At 30.5% G+C, this 19,316-nt stretch carries 22 protein-coding genes and 1 pseudogene; 2 read left to right on the plus strand and 21 right to left on the minus strand.

Going from position 1 to position 19,316, the window contains the following annotated elements:
• The first annotated feature begins 157 nt into the window (after positions 1 to 157).
• Entirely contained in the window at positions 158 to 928 is a 771-nt protein-coding gene (locus tag J2Z44_RS09025) for an EFR1 family ferrodoxin (protein ID WP_021281641.1), read from the plus strand.
• A gap of 259 nt (positions 929 to 1,187) precedes the next feature.
• Here J2Z44_RS09025 and J2Z44_RS09030 read toward each other — a convergent pair whose 3' ends face one another.
• The 8 genes from J2Z44_RS09030 to J2Z44_RS09065 form a co-directional block, all read right to left on the minus strand.
• Entirely contained in the window at positions 1,188 to 2,132 is a 945-nt protein-coding gene (locus J2Z44_RS09030; protein WP_021281642.1) for an alpha/beta hydrolase, read from the minus strand.
• 305 nt (positions 2,133 to 2,437) lie between these two features.
• Positions 2,438 to 3,364, minus strand: coding sequence for an ABC transporter permease (locus J2Z44_RS09035; RefSeq protein ID WP_021281643.1), 927 nt, complete (start codon positions 3,362 to 3,364; stop codon positions 2,438 to 2,440).
• A complete protein-coding gene (locus J2Z44_RS09040; RefSeq protein WP_021281644.1) occupies positions 3,351 to 4,121 on the minus strand; it encodes an ABC transporter ATP-binding protein in 771 nt (256 codons plus the stop codon). Before J2Z44_RS09040 ends, J2Z44_RS09035 begins: the two co-directional genes overlap by 14 nt.
• 362 nt (positions 4,122 to 4,483) lie before the next feature.
• A complete protein-coding gene (locus J2Z44_RS09045; RefSeq protein ID WP_021281645.1) occupies positions 4,484 to 5,374 on the minus strand; it encodes a PhzF family phenazine biosynthesis protein in 891 nt (296 codons plus the stop codon).
• A 179-nt stretch (positions 5,375 to 5,553) separates the two neighbouring features.
• A complete protein-coding gene (locus tag J2Z44_RS09050) occupies positions 5,554 to 6,378 on the minus strand; it encodes an MBL fold metallo-hydrolase (protein WP_031270928.1) in 825 nt (274 codons plus the stop codon).
• A 153-nt stretch (positions 6,379 to 6,531) separates the two neighbouring features.
• The gene (locus tag J2Z44_RS09055) at positions 6,532 to 6,987 is read right to left on the minus strand and encodes a GNAT family N-acetyltransferase (RefSeq protein WP_021281647.1); all 456 of its coding nucleotides are present in this window, start codon (positions 6,985 to 6,987) and stop codon (positions 6,532 to 6,534) included.
• 51 nt (positions 6,988 to 7,038) lie between these two features.
• Entirely contained in the window at positions 7,039 to 7,665 is a 627-nt protein-coding gene (gene yqeK, locus J2Z44_RS09060) for a bis(5'-nucleosyl)-tetraphosphatase (symmetrical) YqeK (RefSeq protein ID WP_021281648.1), read from the minus strand.
• Positions 7,666 to 7,670: 5 nt separating this feature from the next.
• On the minus strand, positions 7,671 to 8,165 hold the full coding sequence (locus J2Z44_RS09065) for an HIT family protein (protein WP_021281649.1): 495 nt from the start codon (positions 8,163 to 8,165) through the stop codon (positions 7,671 to 7,673).
• Positions 8,166 to 8,669: 504 nt separating this feature from the next.
• Here J2Z44_RS09065 and J2Z44_RS09070 point away from each other — a divergent pair.
• On the plus strand, positions 8,670 to 9,209 hold the full coding sequence (locus J2Z44_RS09070) for a GNAT family N-acetyltransferase (protein WP_021281650.1): 540 nt from the start codon (positions 8,670 to 8,672) through the stop codon (positions 9,207 to 9,209).
• Positions 9,210 to 9,377: 168 nt separating this feature from the next.
• Here J2Z44_RS09070 and J2Z44_RS09075 read toward each other — a convergent pair whose 3' ends face one another.
• The 13 genes and pseudogenes from J2Z44_RS09075 to J2Z44_RS09135 all read right to left on the minus strand — a co-directional run bounded on the left by J2Z44_RS09075 (position 9,378) and on the right by J2Z44_RS09135 (position 19,199).
• Positions 9,378 to 9,839 (minus strand): NUDIX hydrolase, encoded by a 462-nt coding sequence (locus tag J2Z44_RS09075; protein WP_021281651.1) that lies wholly within the window; start codon positions 9,837 to 9,839, stop codon positions 9,378 to 9,380.
• Between the two features lie 179 nt (positions 9,840 to 10,018).
• Positions 10,019 to 10,264, minus strand: a complete 246-nt coding sequence (locus J2Z44_RS09080) for a TIGR04076 family protein (protein WP_021281652.1) — start codon at positions 10,262 to 10,264, stop codon at positions 10,019 to 10,021.
• Positions 10,265 to 10,279: 15 nt separating this feature from the next.
• Positions 10,280 to 11,053 (minus strand): metallophosphoesterase family protein, encoded by a 774-nt coding sequence (locus J2Z44_RS09085; protein ID WP_021281653.1) that lies wholly within the window; start codon positions 11,051 to 11,053, stop codon positions 10,280 to 10,282.
• 52 nt (positions 11,054 to 11,105) lie between these two features.
• Positions 11,106 to 11,228, minus strand: a complete 123-nt coding sequence (locus tag J2Z44_RS22060; RefSeq protein ID WP_378109329.1) for a hypothetical protein — start codon at positions 11,226 to 11,228, stop codon at positions 11,106 to 11,108.
• A gap of 7 nt (positions 11,229 to 11,235) precedes the next feature.
• A complete protein-coding gene (locus J2Z44_RS09095; protein ID WP_021281654.1) occupies positions 11,236 to 11,691 on the minus strand; it encodes a sporulation membrane protein YtrI in 456 nt (151 codons plus the stop codon).
• Positions 11,679 to 12,017, minus strand: a complete 339-nt coding sequence (locus J2Z44_RS09100) for a YtrH family sporulation protein (RefSeq protein WP_021281655.1) — start codon at positions 12,015 to 12,017, stop codon at positions 11,679 to 11,681. Before J2Z44_RS09100 ends, J2Z44_RS09095 begins: the two co-directional genes overlap by 13 nt.
• Before the next feature lie 133 nt (positions 12,018 to 12,150).
• Positions 12,151 to 12,898 (minus strand): annotated as a pseudogene (locus tag J2Z44_RS09105) (DUF5694 domain-containing protein).
• 22 nt (positions 12,899 to 12,920) lie between these two features.
• A complete protein-coding gene (locus J2Z44_RS09110; RefSeq protein WP_021281657.1) occupies positions 12,921 to 13,814 on the minus strand; it encodes a GNAT family N-acetyltransferase in 894 nt (297 codons plus the stop codon).
• Positions 13,815 to 13,988: 174 nt separating this feature from the next.
• Positions 13,989 to 15,278 carry an MFS transporter gene (locus J2Z44_RS09115; RefSeq protein WP_021281658.1) on the minus strand — a complete coding sequence of 430 codons (1,290 nt, stop codon included), beginning with the start codon at positions 15,276 to 15,278 and terminating at the stop codon, positions 13,989 to 13,991.
• A gap of 82 nt (positions 15,279 to 15,360) precedes the next feature.
• Entirely contained in the window at positions 15,361 to 15,576 is a 216-nt protein-coding gene (locus J2Z44_RS09120; protein WP_021281659.1) for a hypothetical protein, read from the minus strand.
• Between the two features lie 156 nt (positions 15,577 to 15,732).
• Positions 15,733 to 16,881 (minus strand): toxic anion resistance protein, encoded by a 1,149-nt coding sequence (locus J2Z44_RS09125; RefSeq protein WP_021281660.1) that lies wholly within the window; start codon positions 16,879 to 16,881, stop codon positions 15,733 to 15,735.
• Between the two features lie 43 nt (positions 16,882 to 16,924).
• Positions 16,925 to 18,115 (minus strand): 5-bromo-4-chloroindolyl phosphate hydrolysis family protein, encoded by a 1,191-nt coding sequence (locus tag J2Z44_RS09130; protein WP_209649509.1) that lies wholly within the window; start codon positions 18,113 to 18,115, stop codon positions 16,925 to 16,927.
• 682 nt (positions 18,116 to 18,797) lie between these two features.
• Positions 18,798 to 19,199 (minus strand): hypothetical protein, encoded by a 402-nt coding sequence (locus J2Z44_RS09135; RefSeq protein ID WP_021283908.1) that lies wholly within the window; start codon positions 19,197 to 19,199, stop codon positions 18,798 to 18,800.
• Positions 19,200 to 19,316: the final 117 nt, after the last annotated feature.

The raw sequence follows: 19,316 nt of genomic DNA on the forward strand, positions 1-19,316 counted from the left end.
CACATTTATTATCTCAAATATTTACTCTAAAATCAAAGTTATTTCATGTTTTCTTTGTACTACTCGATGTTTTTCTAAATCAATAAAATAAAAAATCATCTTAGCAGTCTTTATTTAATATAATTATAATGTCATATATTTTTCTTGGAGGAATGCTATGAAATGTGGAATTATTTATTTTTCTGCTACTGGTAATACTGATTATGTAGCAAAGCTATTTAAACAAGAATTGTTAAAGTACAATATAAAAAGTGATTTAATAGAAATTGATAAAGCCACAGAATTTAAAGATGATTTTGACATGTTAATATTAGGTTGCCCAATCCACTGTGAGACCTACCCTGATTATTTTGTAAGATATGTACTAAATCATCTTAAAGTTGGTAAAGGAAGAAAGGTTATATTATTTTCTACTCAGACTGCTAGAGGCGGCTCTGGCCCAAAAATTCTTGGTGACAAGCTTAAAAAATTAGGTTTTAAAATTTATGGTGAAGTTTGTTTTACTATGCCAAATAATTACTACTTAACCCTATTCCCAAGTACACCAAAGGAAAAAGCTGAAAACCGCGTAAATGAAGCTAGTAAACGAATTTCAAAAGTAGTTAAAGGTTTTATGAGTGGAAATAGAACCATTGATTCAACTAAAAATATCAATGTTTTATTAGCTAAAGTAATTTATCCTATATACAAGTCCTACTCTTACAGTTGGGCAAGAAAAAAAATAAATATAGATGATAAACTATGTAACAGATGTGGAAAGTGTGTCCATGACTGTCCTACAAAAAATATTAAGCTGATTAATAACAACATTTATTTTAATAATAGTTGTATTAGCTGTCAAAGGTGCTTACATAAATGTCCTAAAAATGCTTTTATGTATAAACACAAACATTTTCAGCAATATAAACCCTTATTAAATAATAAATAGATTTTGTGTTGAATTTAAGTGCTATTTCTATAACTACAAAACACTATAAGCTTTAAGATTATTGCTATTAAAGCACAGATTAATCTTAAAGTTTATAGTGCCATTTAATAAGACAAATGCTATTAAAGCATTCAATGCCCCTATTTCTATGATAAGTTAATAAAAGTTTATGCTAATAATAATTTTATCTATCAAAATCAATTGAAAATAAGAGATTAAAGCTTCTTCATAACTTTACATTATCCAATAGTATTTAACACTACTTAATAAATCTAGTTATAAATTCCTCTACATGTTTTTTATATCCTTTTTCATCTACCCAATAGGCATAACCGTGCCCTGCTTTTGGAACAATGAATAATTCCTTTTCTGCATTTAATGCCTCATAAAGTGGATAAACCATTTTTGTTGGAACAAATTTATCCTCACTTCCATGGATAAAAATTATGGGCATTTTGCTTTTTTTAACCGCATTTAATGCAGATGCTTCCTCAAAAAAGTACCCTGCTCTAAGCTTACAAATAAGGCTTGTTACTTGCATTAGTGGAAATGCTGGTATATTAAACATTTTCTTCATTTGAAACAATAAAATATCTTTAGCAGAAGTATAAGCACAATCTGAAACAATGCATTTAACACTTTTAGGTAATTCTTCTCCACTAGTCATAAGCACAGTTCCTCCCCCCATGGATATGCCATGGAGTACTATCTGTGAAGAAGCCCCCTGTTTTTCTATAATATAATTAATCCACTGCATTAAATCTTTTCTATCATGCCATCCAAAACCAATATAGTTTCCTTCACTTTGTCCATGTCCACGCAGATCAGGCATTAATACACTATACCCTAGCTCTTCATAGTAATATCTAGCTAAAAATGCCATACCACTGCCCCTACCTGTATAACCATGAACTAATATTACAGTCTTATCAGTAGGTGCTTTTGCCTTTAAGTAAGCTCCGTAGAGGTTTAATCCATCAAAAGACTTCATCTGTATACTTTCCCAAGGCTTTCCTTGAAACCACTCTTTGCTCTCTCTCCAATTGCTTTCAAACTGATTATTTGATAAATCAGGATTTCCATCCATAAATTTTTTCTTTTTTCTGAGCACTCCATAGTTGTAGAAGTAATTCCCTCCAATAACAAGAAGTAGCACTATTACTCCAATAAATAGTCCAAGTGCTAGCATTATGTTTCCCTTCACCCTTAATTCCCCCTCTTAAACTTTTCCTACTATGTAAAAACTTATTATATACTCAGATTACTATAAAGTTGGGTACTTCTCCTTCTTTAAAGTGCTTGAAGATTTACCTTTCTATAAAGCATGTGAAATTTTCCCATAGATAAATCAAATAAAAATAATATTTCTTATAAATTAATATATAGTAACAAAACTCTTAATATTATATTATAACTATTTTTATAAATATTTACAAATTTCATATAAATCAAATTTACTAGAAAAAACAAGCCCATTGATAAATTTTACCCATGAGCTTATTATATATTTTATATTTTATATTTTTTCTCAAAGTAATGTACTATTTCATACATAGCATAAGCAATAACTGAAAGTACAATTATACTCATCATTACCATATCTAGTTGTGCCACTTGACCTCCATAAACTATTAAGAAACCAAGCCCTTCTTTAGCTACTAAGAATTCTCCCATGATAACTCCAACCCAAGAAAGACCTACATTGATTTTTAATGCTGATATAAGTGTTGGAACTGTAGATGGAATTATAAGATGTTTTAACGTTTGGAACTTGGAAGCTCCAAAGGTTTTTAATAGTTTAATCTTATCTTCATCAACCTCTTTAAAGCCTGCAAGGACACTTATTATAGTTACAATAATTGATATTAAAAGAGCCATTACAATAATAGCTTCCATGCCATTTCCTACCCAAAATATAATTATTGGTCCTAGGGCAACCTTAGGAAGGGCATTTAAAACTACTAAATAAGGATCTAAAACCTTGCATAAGAAATCTGACCACCACAAAATTACTGCTATTAGGGTTCCAAGTAATGTACCTAAAGTAAAGCCTACAATAGTTTCATAGCAAGTAACTAAAATATGCCTAACAAGGGTCCCCTCATTGTATATATTTATAGCACTTTGAAACATTCTAGAAGGGGTGCTAGTTAGGAATGGGTCTATAACCTTCAATCTTCCTAGTACTTCCCATAAAACAAAAAATACTACAAGAATTAATATTCTAGTAAATAAAATCTCATTTTTTCTTCTCTTAACTCTTCTTATATATTCTTTATGGTCATCACTAAAGTGGTGGTCATCACTAAAGTGATGGTCATTTACAACCTGCTGCTTATCGTTAATATCCCGTTCCTGAGTTATGACTAGTTCACCATTAATATCCTGTTGATTTTTTTTCTTATTATTATTTTCTTTCTTATTAGGTTTCATCATTAAAGTCCATCTCCTTCCATATTTCATTGAAATAGGTTCTAAACTCTGCTTCTTCTCTGCACTTTAATGGTGTTCTGCAATCACAGGTAAATAATATTTCTAATTCTTTTTTCAATTTAGCTGGTCTTTTAGAAAGTACTACAACCTTTGAGGACATAGATACAGCTTCTGAAATATCATGGGTGACCATTATAGCTGTTTTGCCCTCTTTTTTTATAATGTCATAAATTTCATCACTTACATTTAATCTACTTTGATAATCTAATGCTGAAAAGGGCTCATCTAAAAGAAGCACCTCTGGGTCTAATGCTAAAGTCCTAATTAGGGCTACTCTTTGTCTCATACCACCTGAAAGCTCTTTTGGATAATGATTTCTAAAATCCCAAAGACCGTAGTTTTTAAGCAAGTGCTGTAACTTGTCCTTACTATCCTCATTTAGACGATTCTTAATTTTAAGCCCTAAAGCAACATTATCCCATACAGTAAGCCATTCAAATAAATGATCTCTTTGAAACATATAACCAAGCTTTTCAGAATAGCTCCCTATGACTTCCCCGTCTAATAGCACTTCTCCCCTAGAAGGCTTAATAAGACCAGCAATAATATTTAAAAGAGTTGATTTTCCACAACCTGAAGGTCCAACTATACTAACAAAATCTCCTGCTTCAATAGAAAGGTTAATATTCTCTAGGGCAGAAGTTTCTCCCTTTAGAGAATGATAGTTCATATAAATATTTCTCAATTCTACTTTGCTCATCTGCTCATCTCCTTTTACTCTTGTATATAGGTAACCAAGTTCTAGAATTACTCATACATGAACTTTACCCTGTTTCTCTGAAGGCTTTTACGAGTAAATAAAGTAAGTTTTTATACCCATAGCCTTTAGAAAAACCAAAATGAAGACTTAAAAGGGCAAGTTACCCCTTAACTTTCCCTTTAAAATAATTAAATAAAGTTGTTCATGGTTTAATATATGATTAAGCCGTAAATATTGTTAAAGAAAAACTATTATTATAATATTAAACTCAAAAGTGGCTATCTCAAAATTTTATTTTGAGATAGCCACTTTTTATGCTTTTGTATTTATTATATCTTAGTATACTCTTACATTTCTAAAGATTAATCTACATACAATTCCCCTTTTGACATAATCTTGCCTGTTCCACCTATAATCACTTTAATATCCTCATTTATTCTACTAGCATGAACTTCTATTGTGCAAGGCATACCTACAATAACTCCTTGTTCAGCTTTTACTACTGTGTCATTATCATTCTTAAACTTATTTTTTAAAAGATAAGCTCCTAATGCAGCATTTCCGATTCCACACCCAGGATCTTCAATGCCCTCTCTTGGACATATATTTCTTGTGTGTATATCCAAGTTTTTGTTATATGTGTCAAAAGTAAAAACTTGAGCTTCACTAACACCATATTTATTACATATGCCTTTTAATCCTTTATTTCTTTTTACTCTCATCAAAACTTCTAAAGACGTTACGGGTACTACTAAATGCCCAAGCCCTGTATCAACTGGTTGAACTGGTAAGTCTGTCATTAATTCCTCTAGCTTTATTCCTAATACCTCAGCAACTTCTCTTCTCTGCTTAACAATATCATAAAATATTGGGGCTTTACTTTCCATTATTACAGAGAGTTTATTATTTTTATTTTCTACTTTTACTTTTTTATTTCCAGCTTTTGTCTTTATTGTAAAACTACTCTTCAAAAGAGGGTTTATGATCTTTGCATTTTCTAAAGCTACAAATGCAGCTACTGTAGGATGTCCAGCAATATCTACTTCCTTGCTTGGAGTAAAATATCTCAGTTCAAAGTCAGCTTCACTATCTCCACTTTTCACAAATACAGTTTCCACTAAGTTTAACTGCTTGGCTATAGCTTGCATAGTGCACTCTGCTAAGTCTTCACTTTTGAGAAATATGGCTGCTGGATTACCTTCAAAGGCTCTTTCTCCAAAACTATTAACAACATAATAAAATTTACTCTTCATTATAAAATCTCCATTAATTATATTTTATTATAAGTTTAAACAATCTTTTTAATCTCTTCATATTAAACTCGCATTATAAAATAATTTCCACAATTACCTTTTAACTATATTAGATATTAGTCAGTAAAAACGAATATCTAATATGACTGCTTTTCTTATACATTGTATTGCATCTTTTACTATATCTCTACAACCATCCCTGTTTTTACTTCGTCTAAAGTTTCTACATTTTTTCTTAAGTGATTGTAGGCTTCTTCTCCTGTGCAATGACAAGTATAATATTTATCAACACCACTATTATTTAAACTATCTGCAAGTTCCTGAAAGTAAGCTGTATTCTTAGAACTATTTACCTTCATCCCCATTAAGTGAAACCCACCGATAACTGTACTGATTTTTGTATTTGCAACAGTTTTAGCCTTTTCTATAATATTTACAATACCTCTATGAGAACACCCGCAAAATAAACTATACTTATTATTTTCATTAATTAAAAGGTTTATTTCATGGGCAAAGTCGTCCCTCTTTATTGTACCATCACTATACTTTTTCAATAATCTATCATTGCCTTTGGGTAAAAGCTTATTACCCTCAATATTATTAAATACAATTAATTCATCATCAACTGAAACTACTCCGTCCACAAACTCAAATCTATCACTTATTAGCTCTTTCTTTAAACCTATATTAAACTTAATTATTCCTAATAGTTTCGTTAAGTAATCATCAAAGGCTCCCTTACCTACATAAATCTTTGCCCTAGAATTTATCCTTAGAAATGCTTCTAGCCCTCCACCATGGTCATTGTGACCGTGAGATATTATTGCAATATCAACATCCTCCAAATTAACTCCTAATTTTGAGGCATTATAAACAAAAGAATCATCTGTACCAGTATCAAAAAGTATTTTGTGGTTCTTTGTTTCTATATATAGTGATAACCCATGACTACTCTTATATTCCTTTGATATACTTCTATTTTCAAATAATGTGATAACCTTCATAACCTCTCCCACTTCCCCTTATTATTTTCTATTTACCAATTTAATCATATTCTATTATGACAATTACTTTTTAAGTAGTTCTTCTGACATTGGCATACTCAATATATTGTTCATTTGAAATATCTAGTTATAATAAATTCAAAACCCTAATTGTTATACAACCTTATAAACTAATCTTGGAATTACACGTCCTTTAATCACAAGAGATTCTACTTCACCTTGAAGCTTTGCTCCCATTTTCATATAAAAATCTTTCGCCTGTGGGCTTGTGACTATTTCAAATTCCTTTATACTTAATTTTTTACATATATCTATTGCATGATCCCACAATAATCGACCATAACCTTTACCTATATACTTTGGTTCAATAAAAAAGTATTCCAGGGAGCTTTCTTTTTCACCAACTAAAATTCCATAAAATCCAATTATTTCTTCATTTTCTTTAATAATATAGGTTGAGCTATTCTTTATAAATTCCTGATCTACCTTGTAAGTTTCCTTAAATCTGTCCATATAATTACAATCATATCCCCAATATGCTTCAGACTTAATAGCTAAATTTGTAAGTTTCTCACAATCCCGGGAAGATGCTGGATATATACTAATCATTTTTTCACCTCATAAATTCTACTTTACTGTATAAGATAATGAGTTTTTTTGTTATCTTATATCACTAAGCTTTAAGCTTAAACTATTATAGGCATCAACAAGCCAAGGATGTACTACTTTCAAGTTTGATTTATTATCCATAAGATACTTTATATAGGCATATGCTCCATGCTCTAAGGATATATTTAGTCCGTTGACTACATCTTCTAAGTATGGTGGCCCCCCTTTTTGATCCCATTTAACTTTATCAGCAACAAATAATAATAAATCTAATTGTTTGTATTCCTTCTTTAAGGTTGTATGGCAACCAATTGCACTTAATATGTCCTCATTGCTAATGTTCCATATTTCTTTAGCCATAACTTGAGAAATTTTTTGATGAAGAATTAAAGGAAACTCTTCCTCCTCTTTTAACACTTGAATACCTAATAAATTTGATATTTCTAATCGCTGCTGAAATGGAAATATAGCACTAATGTCATGTAGAAGACCTGCTATTTCAGCAGCCTCTTCATTTATTCCAAATTTATTGGCTAGAGTCTTGCATTCTTCTGCTACTGACTTAGAGTGCTCTGCTACAACTTGTCTATTATGAAGTATTAGTAAGTTATAAGTGTCCTTATGCAAATCATCAGTAAATATAAATCCATCAAGTGACCTTTTAAAAACTTCTTTCATTATAATTACTTCAACTCCTTTAATCCTTGGCGTAATTTATCTATTGCCTGGATTACTTTACTCATATTTTCCTCAGTATTTAAATTATTTCTAGCATATAGCAGTACTGGTCTTAATGACTCTACTGAATGTCCAAATTCATACATCCACTCATATCTAGGAACCATCCATAAGTGAAAATGATGAGTAGTATCTTCATTATAAAAATAGTAAACTTTTTCTATACCTAAAGTCTTCCTCTGTACTTCCCTAATCTTATGTACCAATTCAATATACTCATGCATCTCTCCAACGGTTAGTTCATCCATGCAATAAAAATGTCTCTTAGATGCTAAGATTACTAAACCTGGTATTGGGTAAGCTACATCCTGATGCACATGAAAATGTTCAGTTTCTTTAATGACTCCGCCTGTAGGCTCAACTAAGCCACTCGTAATTGCACAACTTAAACATTGAACTTCTACTCTTCTTCCATCAGCTAAAGTTATTAATCTCCCCACTATATCACCATTCCTAATTAAAAATTGCTTTATTGTCTTTGTTTTATAAGTTAAATTATTATACTGCTTTTATATCAACTAGTGCCTACTAGTTTCATAACAAATTCTTATTTACTATATTTATATTATAAGTTACATTTTTACATAAAACTATATAAGACGTATAATTAACTCTTTGCTTAATTACCTTCCTGATTTAATAAATAGGTATTCATAACGAATTTTTATAAGATAACTTTTTGGTATTGATTATTTCTTTAAAGCTAGACAATTATTTTATATAAATGATATGAATATTACCTATTACAGTATTTATTGACAAAACTTAATTAAGCTTCTCAATAGAACATGAAGCTTAAAGTAAAGATTTGACCTTGTAAAATATCTTTTTTAAAGTATTTGTGAATTATATGGTAATATATGTTATAATTTATTATTGAATATTTTAAATATTTAGTTAAATATATAGTATATTTTGGTACTAATTTTAGGGGGAAGAAAATAATGCAAGTACAATTTGAAGAATTTACAAATGAAATTGATGATCTGATAAACTTTTTAACATCAGATACTTGGGAATTCCATGGGACACCGAATCCGAACCCAGACAGAATTCGAGTCAGCTACGAAAATCAGTATTACTCTAGTGATGATGCTAAAACCTTTTGGGTTGTTTCAGATTCAGATGCAAAGGTGGGGATGATTAGGGTTTATGACTTAGAAGATGGTAACCCATTATTTGATATAAGAGTTTCCAGTAAATACAAAGGTATGGGGGTAGGTACAAATACAGTAAAGTGGCTTGTTGATTATATATTTACAAATTATCCCGATAAAGAAAGAGTAGAAGCAACTACTAGACAAGATAACTATGCTATGAGATGTGTATTTCATAAATGTGGATTTGTGAAAGAAGCTCACTATAGAAGAGGTTGGGAATGCAGTGATGGCACCATATATGATGCAATTGGATATGGAATCACAAAAGAAGATTGGCAAAAGGGTCAAACTACTCCAGTAAATTGGAACGATTTTAAATTTTAGCTATATAAATAAACCTATATAGTAAAAAAAGTATAACAATGGAGGCTCTATAGCCTCCATTAACTTTCCTATAATACTTACAGCTTTTGCAATAGATTATATATTTTAATTTATCCTTAACCTAAAACAAGTCTATATATTGCTAGTCCTAATACTTGTGGGAAAAAACTAGTTATTTTTAGTAACCTCTAAGTACCTATTAATAACACGTTTATGTCTTTCTAAAGTATTATCTGGAATATGATTTATATCGAAAAAGCCACATTCAAGAGTTTCAATTCCGTCAGCTTTCAGATAGCCACTAAAATTCTTTGTGTAATAGGCAACTAGCACTACATAATATTCGTCCCCGTTTTTTAGCCTTACAAAATTATCACTTCCTGAGAAAACATCAACCAATTTTAAATTCTCTATAACTAACCCTGTCTCTTCAAATATTTCTCTTTTACCAGCATCTTCTGTTGACTCTCCAAGTTCAATTTGTCCTCCTGGCAATCCCCATGCTCCAAAGGGCTCACTCCTTTTTTGCAGTAATATTTCACCAGTCTCATTAACAACTACAACAGTTGTAGCAACAAAATTCACAGGTCTAGTGCCAATTATTCCTCTCAATTCTTCAACGTATCCCATCGTTATTCCTCCGTATTGTTATATTGTTATAAGCCAATAACTTTTCAATTTCCTAACTCCACTTATCATTTATTAAGTTGGTATTTCTAATATCTTCAATTCACTTTCTAATTCTCTACTACCCTTAAACCCTATAGCAAATCAAAATGGTTACTATTTACTCTTACTATCTAAACTTTCTATAAGAGTTCACCTAATATTACTACTCTACCACCATCTGGACACTTTGCTTGAAATTTAGTTGCTTTACTATTACCATAGTCTAAAGTTCCACCGTTTAATAAAACATAAATACTTGGGTAAATGCTATTCCATAGTTCATGACATATTGGTGCACAAATATCCTCAACTATATATAAATCATCTTTTTTATGATATCCACATCTACATTTGCTTTCTATAATTGTTAACTTAACTTTCGGCATCTTATCATCACCTGCTTACTTTCTAAGATGTGCTGCACCTATGTAGTTATGTGCTGTTAATATAGTTGTAACTATATCTGTAGCCCAATTATAATATTTCTCAAAGTACCCTTTTTCCTCAAAACCTTTCACCAACTTCAATCTATCATAGTCAACGTACTGCCTAGTTGTAGTAATACTTCCTTTAGAAACACCTAAGATAATATACTGCGCTCTTGAATCTCCATTAAATGGCATACCTGCAGAGCTTGGACATATAAATCTTTTGCCTTTTACCTCTTCATCCATAAACAAATGATAATGGCCAAAAATGCAAACATCACTGTCCATGAGCTTTGCAATTTCTTCAAGGCCTTTTATATTAGGCTGATTTCTCTCTTTTCGTAACTCATCAACTGATATGAACATTTCAATCTCTGATGGATTATGGCATAACTTTATTTTCATTCCTTCCTCTTCAACTAAGATACTTTTTGGAAGAGACTTAATAAAATTCACTCTGTTGTTCCCTAAATCTTTATATATTTGTTTATTTACTGGATATATCCATTCAGCATCTTCCTCAATTGGAGTTATTAATTCATCAATATTACCAGATATGATTAGGTGCTTTTTATTATCCTTTGATAGACTCATCAACAAATCCACAGTTTCATTGGATCCGTAACCTCCAAAAGCATAATCACCTAAAAAGAAAATCTTATCTACTTCCTTAGTTCTTATATCTTTTAGAATTGCTTCAAAAGCAATATGATTACTGTGTATATCAGAAACTACAGCTATCCTCATAAAAACTCCTCCATAGCTTAATATATTGAAACTCATTTAAAGTCAAACTTATTTATTCCCAATTATTTACAATAGATACTTTCCTATTTGTAGCATCAAGTTCAATGATTGCACCTATTGGTAAGGTCATCATTGGATGTGTGTGACAACAATCAAACTGTGCAATAAAAGGCAACTTTTTATCACTGCTGAACTTGTACCCAAATATGAATGGTTTCAGAAACCATCAGTTTACTAACTTTCAACTTATATTCCTTATCTTTTATTTTCATAATTCTTTTATCTACAACTTCCCAAAGCATATCTCCATCTAACTTGTTTACTTCTTTACCAATAAATTTATCTAGCTTTTCTTTAATATGCTTTTGCAGTGTAATTTTAGCTATCTCATCTTCTTCATTTTCTAAAGTAACTTCCACTTCTTTTACAACTAATTTCTTTTTGTTAATAACTTCTTCAAGTTTTTCTAATCTGGCATTTTTATCTTCAATTTCTGATTCTAAAGTTTTAATCTTGTGATGATATTGATCTATTCTATAACTAATAAAAGTGCTAAATGATACTATTCCTATAAGACCACCTAAAATAAATCCTGTAGCAAGAAAGAAAAAGTACCTATCTTTTTTTACTTTGTCCATAACTGGCCACATCTTTCTACTAGCTTCAAGGTGTAATATCCAAGATTAGCTCCTAATAATGCGGCTAAAACATATGCAATTTGCTTAATCATTAATCGCACTTCACCTTTAAAAACTCCCTCATCTAAAACTTGAAAGGAGGTGAAGGTACCCCCTAAAGCAGTAGCTATTGCCCATATCTTAACAGAACTTGCAAAGTCCATCATAGTCTTTAATGGTGGATGATTATTTATCATTGCTGCAACACCAGCAAAAGTGCATGCACCTAACATAACCCCAAAAGCAATAAAATAGCTATAGAATATATTTGAAATAAAGTTATTCATACTTTTTCCTTTTTTTAAAATTGATTTCTATATAAGCTATGCTTTTTTAAAGTGAAATATGTTTTGTGACGGAAGTCCCCATATATCCTCATAGCCACTTTTGTTTGCAGCAATATTTTCTTTGGCTTGTAAACTATAAATAATCTAAAGCATCAACTAATTGAAACTCATTATAGTCATTAACTAGGTCTCTGAGAATTTTGCAATGATCAGCCCCGTATATTACTAAAATCCTATCATCTTCCTTCGCTATAGCTTGAAGATTACTAAAGATATATATTTCTCCTATACCATTCTACAAGAACCTTGCTACCACAGTAATTATCTCCAGCACCTATTTGTACAGGACTTAGATATAAATTGCTATGGTCATTGTTGAACTTTTCGTTAGAATTAAGATATCTAAAAACTTCTATAACCTCATTATTATTTATGATATCATTCATCTGCTCTCCTACTACTTGAACCTTACTCATAAAGTTATTGAGGAATTGCTTATTATTGCTTTCTGCATAGCCAAGCATTTCTTCAATTGGCAATCCTACCGAATAATCTATTGGATATACTTGTTTATGGTTTAACATTTTCCCTAATCTAAATGCCACTTGAAAAACTTCGCTACTCTCATCCACTACAGGATTTTCTATAGGGTCTCCATTACAATACATTAAGTAAGCTTCATTTATCTCTGTCTCTTTTTCCTTACTTAGCTCTACTGCAATTTTATTAGGTTTAAATCTTTCCAGTGCTTCAACTAACTTCATAATTTCAAGTTGTCTTTTGTTTTTGGTCACATCTTCACCTTTAATCTTCATTAAATGTTCTCCACATAACCCAAAATGGTATGTGCCTAAAATAAGTATCTTTGCTTTTTCTTCCATAATTTAACCCCCATAATTACTTTTATAAATCCAATTTTAGTACTAGCATAGTGCAATCTAATTTAAAGCCTTGCTTTTGAAGAACTGCGTCTAGTGGGTAATTCTTAACATCAATATCTGCTATTACCTTTTTTATGTTATTGTCCTTAAAGGTTTTAAGACATTCTATAACCAAGTGGTTTATATAGCCTTGTCCCCTCTTTTCTGGAATTACACCAATGTAGTTGATACCACCAATACTTTCAGTTAATCTTTGGGGTACCACTAATCCTAATAGTTCTTGTTCCTCATTATAAGCTAGCTTCCACCAGTCTTCCTTATAGTCAATATCTTTTAATAGATTGAAATATTTTATTGCAGCTTCTTTACTTCCAAACTCTTTTACCCATGCTAAATCATCTTCATCTAAAGTTCCCTCTGTAACTTTTTCAATTGCATTAATAAACTCCTGGTCACCAACTTGTTCTAGTGATCTGAAACATAAATCTCCTGGTAAACTGCTAATGACCCCATCTTCCCAAACAAAGCTTTTCTTTTCTTGAGTAATTTTAAAATCAACTGATGCTAAAGCCTTTACATATTGTTGAAAGTTATTTTTATCAGAATAAAGATGACATTCTACGTTATTAAATCCCTTTAACTTCATTATTTTTAAACTTTCACTTAACAATTTTTCTTTTGTTTCATCATTAAAATTCTGCATCCATATATCTAACATTTTTAAACTATTGTCAAAGACCCCATATATTAGTCTCCCCAAAATATTCTCATCATCCTCAACAACAAAGCACCATTCTAACTTTGTTATTCCTTCATTAATCCAAGATTCCAATATATCCTTAAAGGAACTTTTCTCTGGTGTAGTAGCCTTAATAACTGACTCAATCTCACTTTTATTTATATTTCTTAAAATCATCTATTACCCACCCTTTTTATATCCTATAAAAACTAACTTTATAAAGATACCCTTATTTTCTATAATATACATTATAATCTATTTTTTTACATTAAACTATAAAAATAGACTTATTTTTGTAGTTATTGAAGCCTTTCTCATGCAACTTGCTATTTTATTTATCTTTGAGCTTATTTATCCATTAATTATTTCTTTTACATTTGATAAAAACCCAAGATATATAAATAATATGAGGAATAGTACATAATCAGCAAGTATAATAAGGTTCATATTTACTATTTCTCCTAATAATCCAGCAAGAGCCATACCTAATGGCATCAATGCAGATGATAAAGCATTTTTAAATCCAAAGACTTTAGATCTCATGTTTGGAGATACACAACTTTGCATCGTTGATTGAATTAATGATCCCATTATAGCTAAACTAAATCCATCAATAAAAAATAAGATACAAATCAAGTAAGGATTTAATGTAAGAGAATAAAGAATCATAGTGATAGATACTATTATTCCACTTGTAATGAAAGCAAAAAATCTTTTTTCTTTTTTTATTTCAATTGTGGATAACATGGTAAAACCTACAAACATACCAAGGGTGTTTATAGCCATTGCAACCCCATATAATTCAATCCCAAGTTCTTTGTTTGCTTTAAACCAAGGTAATGTTAGAGTCATTGACATAGATGCGAAAAAATTTAAAAATGCTATGGTTATATAAAGATATTTAAGACCATTTAAATTGTTAACATACCTTATTCCTTCTTTCATATCTTCCATAAAATTCAACTTTTGTGAAACCTGTTGAATCTTTGGTATATCAGTAAAATATTCTGCAATCCCTGATAATAAAAAAGTTGCTCCATTGAATATAAATAATAAAGGTACTGCAATTAGGTTCACTAAAAAACCACCTAATGCGTATCCAGCCATTTCATTAACCGAACTTACTAGCTCAAATATAGAATTTGCTTTTATCAATTTAGAATTTGAAACAACATTAGGTATAGATGAATTTATAGTGGGATTAAAGAAACACCTGCATATATCAACTATGATTCCTGCTATAAGAATCATCCATACTTGTAGAAAATTCATTACTGCAGCTACTCCAATGAAAAGAATAGTAACACCACTAATACCATCACAAACAATTAGTATTTTCCTTCTATCATGCCTATCAATAAATGTGCCAGCAAAGGGTGAAATTAATATCTTGGGTATAATTGTAATTGCCATTAATACACCCATTAAAGCAACTGAGCCAGTTTCAGCAAGAATCCAAAAGCGAAGTGCAATATCATAAATGTTATCTCCAAAAATAGATACCACTTGCCCTTGCAATAATAGAGTAAAGTTTCTGTTCCATAGTTTTTCACTTAACCTTTTTTCACTTGCTCTCTTATTATCTTTCCATTTTCCTAATCTCCTTTTATGGTTTTCCTTGTTTAGAATACTCTCTTTCATTTACCCTTACCCCCAATTAATAATATAAACTGTCCTCATGATTATTCACTTTTTTCATGTACTTAAGAGCATAAAAAATACCCTAAAACAATAAAATTAACTTTTTTACTGTTTTAGGGTATTCCCAAAATCCTATTAACTTATATACGTATCTCTTCATTAAAACTGTGTTTCCATCTAGTTCTTCTACTTGGTAGCTTCTATCTAATGTTTGTAGTTCATGATGTTTCAAACTATGTAGTCTTCGGTAACCTTTGCAGAGTTTGTTTTCTCCAAACAAATATATTAGTTTTTTCATAATATCTCTCCCTTCCTTTTATTAATTAAAACTATACTGATTTTAAAAAATAATTATAGCACTTTACAATTGATTTGTAAATACTGGAAGTATAGTTATACATAAAAATGCCACCATAATCTAATTAGGGTGGCATTTTTATAATAAAATTATTTATTATCCTCTTAAGCTAAGAAGCTTTTTCTTTAATTCCTGTTCAATTTGATTTAATTCCATTTCAGCTTCTTTACGTTTTTGTTTTCCTTCAGTTTGTATACGCATTACTTCGTCAAGAGTTGAAATTAATGACTGGTTTGTCGCACGTATTGTCTCTATATCTACAATTCCTCTTTCTGATTCTTTTGCAGTTTCTATAGTGGACATCTTTAAGGTTTCAGCATTTTTACGTAGAAGCTCATTAGTCATATCTGATACTTCACGTTGTGCTCTAGCTGCTTGGTTTGAATGAGCAACTCCCAAAGCTAATACCATTTGACTTTTCCAAAGAGGAATAGTATTCACAATAGTAGATTGAATTTTTTCACACATTAAGGTGTCATTATTTTGCACAAGACGAATTTGTGGTGCCATTTGAATCGAAATCATTCTTGTTAGCTCTAAATCATGAATTTTCTTTTCAAATCTATTACATAAAGCTGCAAAATCATTAGCTGCCTGAGCATCCTCAGGAAGTCCACTTATTCTAGCCTTTTCTGTTAATGCTGGCAATTCTTCTTCCTCTAATTTTGCAAGTTTCTTCTTTCCTGCTAAAATGTACATTGAAAGTTCTTTAAAATAAACTTTATTAAGCTCATACATCTTATCAAGAATTGCTACATCCTTTAAAAGCTGCATCTGATGATTTTCTAAGGCAGTACAAATCTTGTTTATATTTAAATCAACTTTATCATATTTTGCTTTCATTGCTGTTAACTTATTTGCGCTTTTCTTAAAAAATCCAAAGAAGCCCTCTTTCTCTTCGTTAGCATCAAAATTCTTCAATTCTAATACTACGTTAGAAAGCATTCCACCTATTTCTCCCAAATCCTTAGTTTTTACATTGTTTAAAGCGGTCTCGGAAAAATCAGCTATTTTCTTTTGAGAGCCAACTCCAAATTGTAAAATCATATTTGAATTAGTTATATCAATCTTAGCCGCAAAATCATCTACCATTTTCTTTTCTTCTTCAGTTAAAAAGCTATCGTCAAGTACTGGTGCTTCTTCTTTCTTCTCCTGTAATTCCACGATTTTAGTTTCTTCCTCGAAGGGTTCAAAAGTTAAGGTTGGAACCTCACCTATCCCATCTTTCATTTCATTATCCACCATAATATCCTCCTTATATCTGAAGTATCCACATAATTAGATACCTTTACTTCTTAAAATCCTTTTCTGTTAAGCCCTCTTGTGAAAGCAAGGTTTCTAGCACAGAAATATCTGAAGATATATCAAAAGCTATATCCCTAAATAAATCATCTAATAGTTTTTCAAAAGCTCCACTTATTGTATCTAAAGTATCCTCTATTTCTCTCTTAGCTGTCATTATATTTTCCCCTTGAACAGGTTGAGCATCAAGCTGCTCATAACCAGTTACTAGCTTAAGTGTAATAGGAAGATAATAGCTCATAAGCTTATGAAGTGCTGGGAGCTGCTCTGGATGCTGCTCTACATAGTTAAATATCTTTTCTGTAATTATCTCTAGCCTATAAAGCTTTCTTGATATTTCTTCTCCTGGTATAGCATCATTAGCTTCCCTAATTTTTCTAATATATCTTCTACCTTCTTCAATTGCCTCTCTAAGTTCCTTTTGAGAAGGATCATTTCTCTTTTCTGCTTCTTCCCTTTGTTTACTAGCCTCTTGTTCACTTTGTTTTTTTTGCTCATCTTGAGTTCTTTGATAATGTTCGTAGATTTCATAATTTAATAAAAGATAGTTTTCATTGTTATCAATATGACCCTCTGGAAACATACCTAAATCAATCATCTTTCTTAAATCCTTTACCACAAACTTATCTGTTTCCCCAATATGAGAAGCCAGTTCTTTAATAGAACAGTAATTGCGCCCTCTAAGTTGTCTTACATATTTTTTAAAACGTTTCACTCTTTTTCTTAACTTAACCCCTGTTAGAGCCATAGATAAGCTTCCAAATGCTAGTAAAAATAAAGTTCCAAAGCCAATAGCATTAATGGATGTCAGAGTACCTAAAGCAAGATTAACAATACCATATATTAAAGAAGTTGTACCAAATACTCCTGTTCCTATAAATCCAAATACCATATATAAGATACCTGAAACACTTCCTGCTGGTTTCTTGGCAATTTGTGTACTAACCATATTTTGAGTTTTCATTACTTGTTGCTTATCAAACCATTGTTCTGTGTAGTTCCCCCTATCTCTTGGATCATTATAATTTGGTCTAAACCCATTTCTTACTTCATTTAAAGTGTTCTCTGCAGTGAAACGTATTTCATCTTTTAATCTAGTAAAATCTCTAGTATTTAACGCATCCTGAACTGTAGACCAAATCTCATCTCCTAAATTCGAAAAATCCCACTTGTTCATATTAATTCCTCCAAATTATCTCTTAAAATTATTCTAAAAAAATAATTTTCCCTATAAGCTACTATCACTTTTTCATGTCTCTAATATATATCTACTTAGTGAAACCTTATTTTGTACATCTCTAAAAGTCTTAACGATGTCAATATAGGGTATTGTGTAAATTATCTTAATTTAAGACTTATATTAAGAGTCAATAAAAAATCCAGATAAAATATACGCCTATTTGCTTTTTATTATAAGTTGTTCTATATAGTTCTGTAACGTATAAATAATATCTCAACTTATATAATTTAATGAGTTAATTATATATTAAAATCATAAAAATAACAATTTTAAAAGTACTTATTAAGCCCTTAATAAAAATTTATTTTAAAGTTTTGAAAATTAACCTTTACCGTACATATTTACTATTAAAATTAAAGCTCTGCTTAGGTTTGCTATTTACTATTAAAACCTAACTCCTTATGTAAAAAACACTTAGTTAACTTCTTAATGATTAAAAGCTCGATAATATACAATCTTATCGAGCTTTCCCTCAGGCATTTTAAAAAAATAAATGAGTCAGTATGTTTGTCTATTTTCAGTTATACCGCGGAAGCTGATTCCTTGTCAGCACAAGCTTGCTTGTGAACTAAAAATATCATTCACATCTTTGACTTGTTATTTATTTTCAAATACCTTATTAATCATCTGCTTTTACATTCCAATTAATTTTATAGCTCCCCTTATGGTTCCCTTCAACTTTTATTTTATAGGTTCCATCCTTATCAACTTTTATATTTTTTTTCACTGGTTCTTTAGGATTTTCAATCTTAACCAGTTCCTTATTACTTTCGTCAATGAAAGATATTGTTAGATTCCCCTCCCTTGTAACTACCTGAACATCTAGATCTAGTATATCTCCCTGTTTAAGTTTTAATGAAGTGAACTTACTTCCTTTGAAACTCGAATAGGTCATTTCAGTTCCATTATTTGTACTATTTTCTGAGGACATGACGGTTCTGTAACTTCCCCCAGAACACCCTATTAGAAATACTGTCAGCAAAAGCATTGTTCCTATTGTTTTTAATTTTAATCTCCCCATATTAGACCCCTTTCCCTTTATTAATACTTATATATGCTTTTAATATACTGCTGGTGATTATAAAATCTATTTAATTCATCTACTTCCTCTAATTATATTATAAGTTATTTTCTTACA

The organism is Clostridium punense, from assembly GCF_017874425.1.
GTDB lineage: Bacteria > Bacillota > Clostridia > Clostridiales > Clostridiaceae > Clostridium_J > Clostridium_J punense.